The sequence below is a fragment of the Streptomyces sp. NPDC058295 genome, assembly GCF_042880655.1.
GTDB classification, from domain to species: Bacteria; Actinomycetota; Actinomycetes; order Streptomycetales; family Streptomycetaceae; genus Streptomyces; species Streptomyces coriariae.
Map to the genome: position 1 here is coordinate 19,863 of NZ_JBHVYO010000036.1, position 13,383 is coordinate 33,245.

The window sequence follows — 13,383 nt, forward strand, 5'->3', positions numbered from 1 at the left end:
CTTCACCACTCGATACCCCGCTGCCCCTTCTGGCCCGCGTCCATCGGATGCTTGACCTTGGACATGTCGGTGACGAGGTCGGCGACGTCGACGAGCTTCTCCGGCGCGTTCCGCCCGGTGATCACGACGTGCTGGGTGCCCGGCCGATGGCGCAGCACGTCGACGACCTCGTCCGTGTCGACCCAGCCCCAGTGCATGGGGTACGCGAACTCGTCGAGCACGTACAGCTTGTACGTCTCGGCGGCGAGATCCCGCTTGACCTGCTCCCAGCCCTCGCGGGCCTTCTCCTCGTTGTCCATCTGGGAGTCCCGCTGGACCCAGGACCACCCCTCGCCCATCTTGTGCCAGTCGACGGAACCGCCCTCACCGGACGCCCCCAGCACGCGCAGCGCGTTCTCCTCGCCGACCTTCCACTTCGCCGACTTGACGAACTGGAACACCCCGATGGGCCACCCCTGGTTCCAGGCCCGCAGCGCGAGCCCGAACGCGGCGGTCGACTTGCCCTTGCCGATCCCGGTGTGCACGACGACCAGCGGCCGGTTGCGTCGCTGACGTGTCGTCAGCCCGTCGTCCGGCACCACACTCGGCTGTCCCTGAGGCATTACGCGGCCCTCCTCGAAGTCCCCTGCACGTCCCTGACCAGCCCGGCGATGGAGTCCGCCCGTAGTTCGTCCAGCGTCACGGCGGTACCCCCCAGCTCGCCCGCGAGCTGCCCCGCGAGCCCCAGCCGCACGGGCCCCGACTCGCAGTCGACGACCACCGACGCGATCCCCTCGGCGGCGAACAACCGTGCCGCCCGCCCGGCGAGAGCGACCGGTTCAGGGCCGCCGGTGGCCCGTCCGTCCGTCACCACGACGACCAGTGCCCGCCGTGCCGGATCCCGCAGCCGCTCGACCCGCAGCACGTCGTGCGCCTTGAGCAGCCCGGCGGCGAGCGGCGTCCGCCCGCCGGTGGGCAGCGACTCCAGCCGTACGGCGGCGGCGTCCACCGACGAGGTGGGCGGCAGCGCGAGATCCGCGGCCGTCCCCCGGAAGCTGACGAGTCCCACCTTGTCGCGCCGCTGGTAGGCGTCGAGCAGCAGCGACAGCACGGCACCCTTCACCGCGCTCATCCGCTGCCGGGCCGCCATCGACCCGGACGCGTCCACGACGAACAGCACGAGGTTGCCCTCACGCCCCTCCCGGGTCGCCTGCCGCAGATCGTCCCGGCGTACGACCAGCCCGCGCCCGGACCGCCCGCGCTCCCGCTGGTGCGGGGCGGCGGCCATCACCGTCGCGGCCAGGTGCAGCTTGGTCAGCGTTCCGCGGGGCCGCCGCGCACCCGTCGTGCGCCCGTGCTCGGTCCGCGCCCGTGAGCGCCGTCCGGCCGCGCCCTCACCGAGCCCGGGCACGCTCAGCACCTTCGTACGGAACGGCTCGGCGGCCCGTACGGCGGACTGCTCCCCGGCACCGGAACCGGCGGGCCGGGGTTCCCCGCCCTCGCCGCCCTCGCCGCTCTCCGTGCTCGCCGGGCTCTCGTCCGTCTCGGGACGGGCGGCGGTGTCGTCACCCTGCGGACCGTCACCGTCGGACCGCGGCGGCTCCCCGCCGCCCCCACCGCCCGGCCCGTCGGGGTCGGGGTCGGGGTCCTCGTCGTCCGGGCCGGCGAACTCCTCCAGCGTGTCGTCGAGTTTGTCCTCGTCGAGCCCCGGGGCGTCGAAGGGGTTCCGGCGCCGGCGGTGCGGCAGCGCCAGCAGCGCCGCCTGCCGTACGTCCTCCGCGAGCACGTCGGTGCGCCCGGCCCAGGCGGCCAGCGCGGTGGCCGTCCGCGCCATCACGATGTCGGCCCGCATGCCGTCCACCTCGAAGGCGGCGCAGGTCGCCGCGATCTGCCGCAGCGCCCCGTCGCCCAGCCGAACCGAAGGCAACAGCTTGCGCGCCGCCACGATCCGCCCGCGTACGGCGCTCTCCTCGTCCGCCCACCGCTCGGCGAAACCGGCCGGATCGTCGTCGTGGGCGAGCCTGCGCCGGACGACCTCCACCCGCTGGTCGGGCTCGCGCGAGGCGGCCACCTCCACCGTCAGCCCGAACCGGTCGAGCAACTGCGGCCGCAGCTCGCCCTCCTCGGGGTTCATCGTCCCGACCAGCAGGAACCGCGCGGCGTGACGCACGGAGACACCCTCGCGCTCCACGTACGAGGCGCCCATCGCGGCCGCGTCGAGCAGCAGGTCGACCAGGTGGTCGTGCAGGAGGTTGACCTCGTCGACGTACAGGAGCCCGCGGTGCGCGTCCGCGAGGAGCCCCGGCTCGAAGGCCTTGACCCCCTCGGCGAGCGCCCGCTCGATGTCGAGGGCGCCGACCAGCCGGTCCTCGGAGGCGCCGACGGGCAGTTCCACCATCCGGGCCGGCCGGGTCTCGAAGGCTCCCGGCTCGTGCGGCCCGTCCGGGCAGGCGGGGTCGGGGGAGTCGGGGTCGCAGGAGAACCGGCAGCCGGAGACCACGTCCAGGGCGGGCATGAGCGCCGCGAGGGCGCGCACGGCCGTGGACTTGGCGGTGCCCTTCTCACCACGGACCAGCACCCCGCCCACCGCCGGCGAGACGGCGTTCAGCAGCAGCGCGAGCCGCAGGTCGTCCTGGCCGACGACGGCCGTGAACGGGAAAGGAGTACTCACTTCTCGTCGCCCTCCAGGTCGCCTTCGAGCTCCAGATAGGTGGCGCGCAGCCGCTCGATCGTGTCGGCGTCCGGCTCGGCCCACAGTCCGCGGTCGGCGGCTTCCAGGAGCCGCTCGGTGATGCCCCGCAGGGCCCACGGGTTGGACTTCTTCATGAAGTCCCGGTTCTCTGCGTCGAAGACGTACTCGGCGCTGAGTTTCTCGTACATCCAGTCGTCGACGACTCCGGCGGTGGCGTCGTACCCGAAGAGGTAGTCGACGGTCGCCGCCATCTCGAAGGCGCCCTTGTAGCCGTGCCGGCGCATGGCCGCCATCCAGCGCGGGTTGACCACCCGGGCCCGGAACACGCGATGCGTCTCCTCGCCGAGCGTCCGCGTCTTCACCTGGTCCGGTGTCGCGGAATCGCCCACGTACGCCTCGGGGTTGGCGCCCGTCAGATGCCGCACCATGGCGACCATGCCGCCGTGGTACTGGAAGTAGTCGTCGGCGTCGACGAGGTCGTGCTCGCGCGTGTCCACGTTCTTGGCCGCGACGGCGATCCGCCGGAACGCCGTCTCCATGTCCCCCCGCGCCGCCCGCCCGTCGAGCCCGCGCCCGTAGGCGTATCCGCCCCAGACGGCGTACACCTCGGCGAGGTCCGCGTCCGAGCGCCAGTTGCGGGCGTCGATCAGCGGCAGCAGCCCCGCCCCGTAGGCCCCCGGCTTGGAGCCGAAGACACGGGCCGTCGCACGTCGCCGGTCGCCGTGCGCGGCGGCGTCCTCGTCCACGTGGGCGCGCACGAAGTTGGACTCGGCGGGCTCGGCCAGCTCGGCCACCGCCCGCACCGCGTCGTCGATCAGCCCCACCACGTGCGGGAACGCGTCCCGGAAGAACCCGGAGATACGGACCGTGACGTCGATGCGCGGCCGGCCCAGCTCGGCCAGGGGCACGACCTCGAAGCCCGTCACCCGGCGCGAGGCGTCGTCCCACACCGGACGGCAGCCGAGCAGCGCCAGGATCTCGGCGATGTCGTCGCCCTGGGTGCGCATCGCGGAGGTGCCCCAGACCGTCAGGCCGACGGACTTCGGGTAGTCGCCCGTGTCCTGGAGGTACCGCTGCACGAGGGAGTCGGCGAGAGACTGCCCGACCTCCCAACTCAGCCTGGAGGGAATGGCCTTGGGGTCGACCGAGTAGAAGTTGCGGCCGGTCGGCAGAACGTTGACCAGCCCTCGCGTCGGAGAGCCCGACGGACCGGCCGGGACGTAACCGCCGTCCAGCGCCTTGAGGATGTGCCCGACCTCGTCGGTGGTCCGCTCCAGCCGCGGTACGACCTCCGTGCACGCGAACTCCAGCACCGCGACGGCGTCCGGGAGTTCGGTGCCCAGGACCTCACGGACCAGCGCCCGGCTCCCGGCGACGGCCCACCCGCGCTTCTCCGCGCCCTCCGCGATCCGCCGGCACAGCTGCTCCAGCAGGTCGATGGCGTCGGCGCCGGTACGGGCGGGGCCCTCGACGAGATCCGTCAGCTCGGCCGGCACCTTCACCGGCGCGCCCGGCTCGGCGAGCAGCTCCTTCTCCACCAGCCCGAAGTGGGCGGCCAGCGCGGCCCGCAGTCCCGGCAGCGCGTTCGCCTGCCCGCCCCACACCTGCGAGGCGCGCAGCACGGCCAGCACGAGGTTCACCCGCGCCTCGCCGACCGGACCGCCGCCGAGGATGTGCAGCCCGTCCCTGATCTGCACGTCCTTGATCTCGCACAGATAGCCGTCGATGTGCATCACGAACGAGTCGAAGTCGTCGTCGCCCGGCTGGTCGTCGACATGCAGGTCGTGGTGCAGCTCGGCCGCCTTGACCAGCGTCCAGATTTGCGCGCGCACGGCCGGCGCCTTCGTCGGATCCAGGTCGGAGACGAGCGCGTACTCGTCGAGCAGCTGCTCCAGCTTGGCCAGGTCGCCGTAGGTGTCGGCGCGTGCCATCGGCGGCACGAGATGGTCGACGACGGTGGCGTGCCCGCGCCGCTTGGCCTGGGTGCCCTCGCCGGGGTCGTTGACGATGAACGGGTAGACGAGCGGCAGATCACCGAGGACGGCGTCCGGGGCACAGCCGCCGCTCAGCCCGAGGCCCTTGCCGGGCAGCCACTCCATCGTGCCGTGCTTGCCCATGTGCACGACGGCGTCGGCGCCGAAGCTGTTCTCCAGCCACCGGTAGGCCGCCATGTAGTGGTGCGACGGAGGCATGTCGGGGTCGTGGTAGATCGCGATCGGGTTCTCGCCGAAGCCGCGCGGCGGCTGGATCATCACGACGACGTTCCCGAACTGCAGGGAGGCCAGCACGATGTCGTCCCCGTCGACGTACAGCGAACCCGGCGGCTCGCCCCACGCCTCCAGCATGCCGTCGCGCAAGCGCGGGTCGAGCTTGTCGAACCAGGCCCGGTAGTCGGCCAGCGGGACCCGGGCGGGCGCGGCGGCCAACTGCTCCTCGGTGAGCCATTCGACGTCGTGGCCACCGGCGTTGATGAGCCGGTGGATCAGCTCGTCGCCGTTGTCCGGATGCCCCTGGACCCCGTACCCGGCGTCCCGCAGCGCGTCCAGGACCCGGATGGCCGAGGCGGGGGTGTCGAGGCCGACCGCGTTGCCGACCCGGGAGTGCTTGGTCGGGTAGGCGGTGAAGACGAGCGCGAGCTTCTTCTCGCCGTTCGGCTTGTGCCGGAGCCGGGCGTGCCGTACGGCGATCCCGGCGACACGTCCGGCCCGCTCGGGGTCGGCGACGTACACCGGTACGTCGTCCGGGCCCTGCTCCTTGAAGGAGAAGGGGACCGTGATGATCCGTCCGTCGAACTCCGGGATGGCGACCTGCATCGCCGCGTCCATGGGGGAGAGGGCGGCGTCGGACGCCTCCCAGGCGCTCTTCGACGAGGTGAGGCACAGCCCTTGCAGCACGGGGACGTCGAGGTCGGCGAGCGCGCCGACGTCCCAGGCCTCCTCGTCCCCGCCCGCCGAGGCCTGCGAGGCGTGCGCGCCGCCGGCGGCGAGAACCGTGGCGACGAGGGTGTCGGTCCGCCCGAGGATCTCGTACAGCCCCGGGTCCGCCCCGCGCAGCGAACCGCAGTACACGGGCAGGGCGTTGGCGCCGCGGGCCTCGACCGCGTCGCACAGCGTGTCCACGAAGGCGGTGTTGCCGCTCAGTTCGTGCGCCCGGTAGAAGAGCACCCCGATGGTCGGCCGGCCCTCGACGAAGGCACGCTCGCCATGGACGCCGTACTCGGGCATCTTCTGCGGCTCGACGAAACCCTCACCGGTCAGCAGCACGGTGTCGGACAGGAAGCGGGCCAGCTCGGTCAGGTTGGCCGGTCCGCCCTCGACGAGATACCGCAGCGCCTCCGCCACCACACCGGCGGGCACCGACGACTCGGCCATCAACTCCGCGTCGGGCACGCTCTCGCCGCCCAGCAGCACGGTCGGCACACCGGACGCCTTGAGCGCGGCGAGCCCGTCCTCCCAGGCCCGCTTGCCGCCGAGCAGCCGGACGACCGCGATGTCGGCGCCGTCGAGGAGCGCGGGGAGTTCCCCGGCGACATCCACCCGGGTCGGGTTGCCGATCCGGTACGAGGCGCCGGAGGCGGCCCGGGCCGCCAGCAGATCCGTATCGGCGGTCGACAACAACAACACTGTGCTCATGCGGGCGCTCCCGGTGGAATGAAAGGCAGTCCTTGCGGCGCGCCCGACTCGATGAGCCGCCAGAGCGCGTCGGTGTCCGCGTGCTGTTCGATCAGGTCGCCGAGCCGGTCGAGCTGCTCCTCGCGCAGCCCGGCGAACGAGGTGTCGGCGGCGGGCACGAAACGGCGGCCCGCGGCGGCCGCCACCTCGCGCAGGAAGGCCCGCCGGAAACCGTCCGACTCCAGCGAGCCGTGCCAGTGCGTGCCCCAGACGCCGCCGACCCGGCATCCGTCCAAGAAGGCTTCCCCGCCCAGGACTTCGGCGACCCCGTGATGGATCTCGTACCCCTCGACCCGCTCGCCGAGGGCTTCCCCGACCGGTCGGGTGAGGGTCTTCTCGCGGGCGAACCGCACCCGGACCGGGAGGACTCCGAGGCCCTCCACGTGTCCGAGCCGGCTCTCGACCTCGTCCTCGATGTGCTCGCCGAGGAGCTGGAAGCCACCGCAGATGCCGAGGACGGGCCGCTGCTCGGCGGCCCTGCGGACGATGGCCTCGGCCAGCCCCCGCTCGCGGAGCCACTCCAGGGCGCGCACGGTTCCCCGGGTCCCCGGAATCACCACCAGGTCGGCGTCGGACAGTTCCTCGGGCCGGTCCACGAACCGCACGACGACGCCGGGTTCGGCGGCCAGCGCGTCCACGTCCGTGAAGTTGGACATGAGCGGGACGGCGCAGACGGCGACCCGCAGCACGTCCTCGCCGACGGGCGGGGCGGTGTTCGACTCCCGCACTGTCCCGCGCAGCGAGACCCTCAGCCCGTCCTCCTCGTCGATCCCGAGCCCGTGCCGGAACGGCAGCACGCCGTACGTCCGCCGTCCGGTGAGCCCGTGCAGCATGTCCAGGCCGGGCTCCAGCAGGGAGACGTCCCCGCGGAACTTGTTGACCAGGAACCCGGCGACCAGCTCCTGGTCCTCGGGCGAGAGCAGGGCGACGGTGCCGAAGAAGGAGGCGAAGACGCCCCCGCGGTCGATGTCGCCGACGACGAGCACGGGCAGCCGCGCACCCCGCGCGATCCCCATGTTCACGATGTCGGTCCGCCGCAGATTGATCTCGGCCGGACTGCCCGCCCCCTCACAGATCACCGCGTCATACGTGCCCCGCAACTCGGCGAGGCAGTCGAGAACGGTTCCGAGGAGTTTCTGCTGCCGCCCGCCGTGATACCCCCGGGCGGTCATCTCGCCCACCGGCTTGCCGAGCAGCACGACCTGACTGCTCTGCTCACCGCCCGGCTTGAGCAGCACGGGGTTCATCAGCGCGGTCGGCTCCACCCGGCAGGCCTGGGCCTGCATGGCCTGGGCCCGCCCGATCTCGGCGCCCTCGGTCGTCACGAACGAGTTGAGGGACATGTTCTGCGCCTTGAAGGGTGCGACCTTCACCCCCTGCCGCACCAGCCACCGGCAGATCCCGGCCGTGACGACGCTCTTGCCGGCGTCGGAGGTGGTGCCGGCGACGAGGAGGCCCCCGCCCAGACCCCCGCTCATGTCGTACGCCCCTTCCGCTGGTTCCTCTGGTCGCGCCGGCTGCTCGCGACGATGTTCGTGGCGACGGCGCGCGCGGCGACGGTGACGCCGAGCGCGAGCAGACCGACGCGGCGGGAGAGCCGCGCGGCACGTTCGATGTCCCGGGCGACGACGGGCCGCCCGGCCGCGCCGTTCAGCACCGGCCGGTGCTCGACCCGCCCGGCGTACGACAGGGTCCCGCCCAGCCGCACCCCGAGGGCGCCCGCGAAGGACGCCTCCACCGGCCCGGCGTTGGGGCTCGGATGCCGGCGGGCGTCGGCCCGCCAGGCCCGCACGGCGCCCCGCGGATCGTCCCCCGAGAGGGCGGCGAGCACGGCGGTCAGCCGGGCTCCCGGCCATCCGGCGACATCGTCGAGACGGGCGGCGGCCCAGCCGTAGCGCAGATACCTCGGCGACCGGTGACCGACCATGGCGTCCAGGGTGTTGACGGCCCGGAACCCGACCAGGCCGGGCACCCCGCCCACGGCCCCCCACACGAGCGCCCCCACGACGGCGTCGGAGGTGTTCTCGGCGACGGACTCCACGACCGCGCGGGCGATCCCGTCGGCGTCCAGCGCGTGCGGATCCCGCCCGCACAGATGCGGCAGCCGCTCCCGGGCGGCCTCGACGTCCCCGGCTTCGAGCGCCCGGCCGATGGCGCGGGCCTCCCGGACCAGCGAACTGCCCCCGACCACGGCCCAGGTGGCGGCGGAGACGAGAGCGACGGTGGCGGCGGGGGAGCGGCGTACGGCCCGCTCGGCGACGGCTCCCAGGGCCACGACCCCGCCGGCGCACACGACGGCGTGCAGGGCACCGCTTCCCCGGTGGTCCCGCCACAGCAGCCGCTCGACGGCACCGCCGGCCCGCCCGAACGCGGCGACGGGATGCCCTCGGCGGGGATCGCCGAGCAGCAGGTCGCCCAGAAGGCCGGTGGCGGCGCCGTACGCGTAGAGGCGATCGGCACGCATCGGCTCAGCCGGCCGAGGGGTCGGGCAGCGACCTGGTGCTGTACCTCAACGACCGAGCGAGCATGGCGATTTGTCCTCACTCAGGGTGTCCACGCCCTGGTTCGACGAGACCGGCGGCGAGAGTTCCTGGCTCCCGGGGGTTTCTACCCCGGTCACAGTGGCGGGACCGCGCCGGATTCACACCGGCTTCCTCTTCTGCTGCCGTACATGGCTCGGGCAGTCCACCACGGCCCGCAAGAGCCGTCAACTTGCCTTTGACCTGCGAGGCTCGAGTGTGCAGAACCCCACACGGCGCGGGTCGGCGGGACCGCGAACGCCAAGAGGTGCGGGACGGTGATCCGTCCCGCACCTCGGGGGTGTTCGGATGGGGCGTCAGGCGACGATCAGCGAGATCCCGTACGCCACCGCCGCCGCGCAGGCCGCGAAGCACGCGTACGCGCCGGTCACCGCGAGGGTGGCCGAGCCGCCCTGCGCCGACGCGCGTTCCTGCCGCGACAGGCCCACGACGCCGAGGGTGAACAGGGCGACGAGGCCCACGGTGACCACGAGGCTGACGCCGAAGACAGAGCCCAGGGCTGCCCAGTCGATCTTCATGCTTCTTCTCTTCCTTCGTGCCGGGTGCGCGGGCTCAGACGGCCGCGGCCGGGGGAGCGGCGGGGGTCGCGGGCTCTGCCGCCGGGCCGGGGATCGTGGCCGTCAGGTCCGTGAGGTCCTCGGCCAGGGTGCCCGCGGGCGGCGGGGTGACGGCGGCGATCGCCGTCGTGACGACGCCCGCCGGCTCGTCGGGCTCGTTGACGTTCGAGGCGTCGACGACCTCGCGCCGGGAGACCTTCCAGATGGCCGCGCTGGAGGCGATCAGGAAGACCGCGACGAGGGCCGTGCCCCAGTCGCCCAGGCCGGTGACGGCCTCGGCGAGCGCGCCCACCAGGGCCGCGGCCGGGAGCGTCAGGCCCCACGCCACGAACATCCGGGTCGCCGTCGACCAGCGGACCACACCGCCCTTGCGGCCCAGCCCGGCGCCCATCACCGCACCGGAGACCGAGTGGGTGGTGGAGAGGGAGAAGCCGAGGTGCGAGGAGGCCAGGATGACCGTGGCCGCGCTGGTCTGGGCGGCGAAGCCCTGCTGCGGCTGGAGGTCGGTCAGGCCTTTGCCCATGGTGCGGATGATGCGCCAGCCGCCGAGGTAGGTGCCGAGCGCGATGGCCAGGCCGGCGGAGAGGATGACCCAGGTGGGCGGGTCGGAGTCGGGGGCCACGGCACCGCCGGCCACCAGGGCCAGGGTGATGATGCCCATCGTCTTCTGCGCGTCGTTGGTGCCGTGGGCGAGGGAGACCAGGCCGGCCGAGGCGATCTGGCCCGCGCGGTAGCCCTTGGCCGCGGCCTTGCCGTCGGCCTTCTTGCCGAGGGTGTAGGAGAGGCGGGTCGCGAGCATCGCCGCGACGCCCGCGACGATCGGTGCCGCGATCGCCGGGATCAGCACCTTGGTGACCAGGGCGTCACCGTGCACCGCGCCCATTCCGGCGGAGGCGATGGTGGCGCCGATCAGACCGCCCATCAGGGCGTGCGAGGAACTGGAGGGCAGGCCCACCAGCCAGGTCAGGAGGTTCCAGAGGATCGCGCCGACCAGGGCGGCGAAGATGACCTCGGGACGGATGCCGGTCTCGTCGACGAGACCCTTGGAGATCGTGTTGGCGACCTCCACCGAGAGGAAAGCTCCCACAAGGTTGAGCGCGGCGGACATGGCCACCGCAACCTTGGGCTTGAGTGCACCGGTCGAGATGGTGGTGGCCATCGCGTTGGCGGTGTCGTGGAAACCGTTCGTGAAATCGAACGCAAGTGCGGTGACGACCACAATCGCGAGGATCAGCGAGAAGTTTTCCATTTACCCAGGCAATCGTTCGAAGTCATTGGCGCGTTGACCGTAAGCAATCTGGGTGAACGGAAGATGAACTGGGAAGGGCGTCAGGGTGTCTGTGTAAGAGGGGTGCGACGGTCTTCCGCCGGGACGCCGGGGCCGGGGTCAAGCGCCGTACGGGTACCGGTCTTTGTGGAGCCCGCACAACCGGGTCTCGGAGCCGTGAAAGAGATTCCGGTCACCCGGCCGGCCGCCGCTGTCGGCGTACTGTCAGAAGGTCCCTGCCTGCCGTCCGGCCGGCAGGGTCCCGGCGCCGGACGCCCCGTGACGGGCGGCCCACAGGGCGTGATCCGCGTGGCCGTCCGGGCCTCGATCGGGCCGTGGCGTCGGCGCCCCGTCATAGGGGTGTCGTAGGCGTGGCACCCGACGTCGAGCGTGGGCGGCGGGGTCCGGCCGTCGGCTGGCGGCGGGGTCCGGCCGTCGGCGCTCCGGCCGCCGCCATTGTGTACGAAATGCACGGCCTGCCCCGCCCCGAGCCCCGGTCCGGCAAGGCGAAGCGGTACATGCCGCGGAAGAGCCCGGCGGTCCCCGGTGCCTCCTGGCAGGATCGCGGCATGGCTGAGCAGCGACGCGAGCAGGGGGACGCCCGGGGTTACCGGGACGACGGACCGAACGGGCCGGAGCAGCGGGGGAGGCATGCGGTCCTCGAAGAGGCGCGGGCCTGGGAGGCGCTCGTGACGGCGGCCCGCCGCACCGTGACCGACGGGCTGGTCGTCGGCACCTCCGGCAACGTCTCCGTACGCGTCGGCGACACCGTGCTGGTCACCCCGTCGGGCGTACCCTACGAGCGGCTCACCCCGGACGACGTCACGGGCGTCGACCTGGCCGGCCGGCAGGTCCTCGGCACCCTGCGCCCGACGAGCGAGCTGCCCATGCACCTCGCCGTCTACCGCACCACGGACGCAGGGGCGGTCGTCCACACCCACGCCGTGCACGCGACCGCCGTCTCGACCCTGGTCACCGAGCTTCCCCGCGTCCACTACATGGCGGGCGCGCTCGGCGGATCCGTCCGCGTCGCCCCCTACGCGACCTACGGCACCGAGGAGTTGGCCGAGAACATGCTCCGCGCCCTCGTCGACCGGAGCGGCTGCCTCCTGCGCAACCACGGCACCCTCACCCACGGCTCCACCCTCGACCAGGCCTACGACCGTACGGCCCAGCTGGAGTGGATGTGCCGCCTGTGGCTGACGGCCTCGTCCGTGCCCGGCCTGAGCCCCACACTCCTGACGGAGGAACAGGTCGCGGAGGCGGGCGAGCGACTGCGCGGGTACGGGCAGCGGGAGTGACCGGCCGTCCCCGACCGGCTCCACCACTGGCCGGGAGGAAGGCGGGCCGGGACACTGGACGGGTGCGCACTGTCAAAGCGACGGCCGCCGCCGTCACCGCAGCCCTGGCCGCCGCCGCCGTCAGTGTCGCCGCCGGCCGGCTGGCCAGCGACGCCGCGCTGAAGGCGCCGCCCGGCCGGCCCCTGCCCACCGAACCCCGGCTCACCGTGCACGGCACGGCCGCCGACCAGATCACCCTCACCCGTGACCTGGCCGCACTGCGCCCCGGCACCTACGGCCTCTCCGGCAACGGCTCCCACGCCGTCGTGGGCCCCCTCCTGCCCACCGCCCCGCACTCCGCCGACACCGTCGTACGCCGCCTGGAGCGGATCACCCACGGCACCCTGAGCGCCGGCGACGCGGTCTGGCTCACTCCCAATTTGTATGTCGGCAACCCCGGCAGCGCCCTCGGTCTCGACCACGCCGACATCGACATCCCCGGCGAGCTGGGCAACCTGCCCGCCTGGTTCGTGCCCGGCCCGCGCCGCACCTGGGTGATCGCCGTGCACGGTCTGGGCACCACCCGGGAACACGCCCTCAACATCATGGGCTTCCTGCACCGCCGCCGCTTCCCCGTCCTCGCCCTCGCCTACAGGGGCGATCTCGGCGCGCCCCGCTCCCCGGACGGCCTGAACCACCTCGGCGAGACCGAGTGGCGCGACCTGGACGCGGCGATGCGGTACGCCGTGCGGTACGGCGCCGAACGCGTCGTGCTGTTCGGCTGGTCCACCGGCGCGACCATGGCCCTGCGGGCCGCCGCCGACTCGGGGCTGCGCGACCTCGTCTCCGGGCTGGTGCTGGACTCCCCGGTCCTGGACTGGCGGACGACGGTGCGCGCCCTGGCCGCCGCCCGGCGCACCCCGGGCGCGCTGCTGCCGCTCGCCGTCCGCGCCGCCGAGGGCCGCACCGGACCGCACACCGCGTCCGGCGGCCACGGCGACGCGGCCGCCGATCCGGACCGGCTGAGGGTCCCGACCCTCGTCCTGCACGGACCGGACGACACCGTCGCCCCCTGGGGCGCCTCCCGCCGGCTCGCCGGCCTCCGCCCCGAGCTGGTCACCCTGCACACCGTCCCGCACGCCCCGCACGGCGCCATGTGGAACCCGGACCCCGCGGCCTACGAGGAGGCCCTGCGCCGCTTCCTGACCCCGCTCATGTGACCCGCTGACCTGACGCGCACAGGCGCGCCCCGACAGGGCGCCCGGACCGGTGCCGCCGGTTCCGTTTAAGCCCGTACCACTGGCCTGAAGGAGCCTCTCCGCCCGTCACGGAAACCCGTGCCTTGGCCAGTCCCGTAGCCCGCCGTGACATTCCGTTTGGGTTTTCGGACCGTCAAC

Annotated in this window: 9 protein-coding genes and 1 riboswitch; of the genes, 2 read left to right on the top strand and 7 right to left on the bottom strand. The window is 73.2% G+C overall.

Going from position 1 to position 13,383, the window contains the following annotated elements; genetic code table 11:
- Nucleotides 1-2: 2 nt before the first annotated feature.
- The 7 genes from cobO to ACFVYS_RS31470 all read right to left on the bottom strand — a co-directional run bounded on the left by cobO (nucleotide 3) and on the right by ACFVYS_RS31470 (nucleotide 10,688).
- A complete protein-coding gene (gene cobO, locus ACFVYS_RS31440) occupies nucleotides 3-602 on the bottom strand; it encodes a cob(I)yrinic acid a,c-diamide adenosyltransferase (RefSeq protein WP_389507544.1) in 600 nt (199 codons plus the stop codon).
- Complete coding sequence (locus ACFVYS_RS31445; protein WP_389507546.1) at nucleotides 602-2,650, bottom strand: putative cobaltochelatase; 2,049 nt, start codon at nucleotides 2,648-2,650, stop codon at nucleotides 602-604. Before ACFVYS_RS31445 ends, cobO begins: the two co-directional genes overlap by 1 nt.
- On the bottom strand, nucleotides 2,647-6,303 hold the full coding sequence (gene cobN / locus ACFVYS_RS31450; RefSeq protein WP_389507548.1) for a cobaltochelatase subunit CobN: 3,657 nt from the start codon (nucleotides 6,301-6,303) through the stop codon (nucleotides 2,647-2,649). Before cobN ends, ACFVYS_RS31445 begins: the two co-directional genes overlap by 4 nt.
- The gene (locus ACFVYS_RS31455) at nucleotides 6,300-7,820 is read right to left on the bottom strand and encodes a cobyric acid synthase (RefSeq protein ID WP_389507550.1); all 1,521 of its coding nucleotides are present in this window, start codon (nucleotides 7,818-7,820) and stop codon (nucleotides 6,300-6,302) included. The genes cobN and ACFVYS_RS31455 overlap by 4 nt, the downstream gene beginning before the upstream one ends.
- The gene (locus tag ACFVYS_RS31460; RefSeq protein WP_389507552.1) at nucleotides 7,817-8,806 is read right to left on the bottom strand and encodes a cobalamin biosynthesis protein; all 990 of its coding nucleotides are present in this window, start codon (nucleotides 8,804-8,806) and stop codon (nucleotides 7,817-7,819) included. Before ACFVYS_RS31460 ends, ACFVYS_RS31455 begins: the two co-directional genes overlap by 4 nt.
- 99 nt (nucleotides 8,807-8,905) lie before the next feature.
- A riboswitch (cobalamin riboswitch) is annotated at nucleotides 8,906-9,048 on the bottom strand.
- A 130-nt stretch (nucleotides 9,049-9,178) separates the two neighbouring features.
- Nucleotides 9,179-9,400: a hypothetical protein gene (locus ACFVYS_RS31465; RefSeq protein WP_389507554.1), complete on the bottom strand. Its 222-nt coding sequence runs from the start codon at nucleotides 9,398-9,400 to the stop codon at nucleotides 9,179-9,181.
- A 34-nt stretch (nucleotides 9,401-9,434) separates the two neighbouring features.
- Nucleotides 9,435-10,688, bottom strand: a complete 1,254-nt coding sequence (locus ACFVYS_RS31470; protein ID WP_389507556.1) for an anion permease — start codon at nucleotides 10,686-10,688, stop codon at nucleotides 9,435-9,437.
- A 587-nt stretch (nucleotides 10,689-11,275) separates the two neighbouring features.
- Here ACFVYS_RS31470 and ACFVYS_RS31475 point away from each other — a divergent pair.
- Nucleotides 11,276-12,007 (top strand): class II aldolase/adducin family protein, encoded by a 732-nt coding sequence (locus ACFVYS_RS31475; protein ID WP_389507558.1) that lies wholly within the window; start codon nucleotides 11,276-11,278, stop codon nucleotides 12,005-12,007.
- 62 nt (nucleotides 12,008-12,069) lie between these two features.
- Nucleotides 12,070-13,206: an alpha/beta hydrolase family protein gene (locus ACFVYS_RS31480; RefSeq protein ID WP_389507560.1), complete on the top strand. Its 1,137-nt coding sequence runs from the start codon at nucleotides 12,070-12,072 to the stop codon at nucleotides 13,204-13,206.
- The last annotated feature ends 177 nt before the right edge of the window (nucleotides 13,207-13,383 follow it).

Coding starts and splice junctions, on each gene's coding strand:
- cobO (WP_389507544.1), bottom strand. CDS start 602: ATGCCTCAGGGACAGCCGAGTGTGGTGCCGGACGACGGGCTGACGACA.
- cobN (WP_389507548.1), bottom strand. CDS start 6,303: ATGAGCACAGTGTTGTTGTTGTCGACCGCCGATACGGATCTGCTGGCG.
- ACFVYS_RS31455 (WP_389507550.1), bottom strand. CDS start 7,820: ATGAGCGGGGGTCTGGGCGGGGGCCTCCTCGTCGCCGGCACCACCTCC.
- ACFVYS_RS31460 (WP_389507552.1), bottom strand. CDS start 8,806: ATGCGTGCCGATCGCCTCTACGCGTACGGCGCCGCCACCGGCCTTCTG.
- ACFVYS_RS31465 (WP_389507554.1), bottom strand. CDS start 9,400: ATGAAGATCGACTGGGCAGCCCTGGGCTCTGTCTTCGGCGTCAGCCTC.
- ACFVYS_RS31470 (WP_389507556.1), bottom strand. CDS start 10,688: ATGGAAAACTTCTCGCTGATCCTCGCGATTGTGGTCGTCACCGCACTT.
- ACFVYS_RS31475 (WP_389507558.1), top strand. CDS start 11,276: ATGGCTGAGCAGCGACGCGAGCAGGGGGACGCCCGGGGTTACCGGGAC.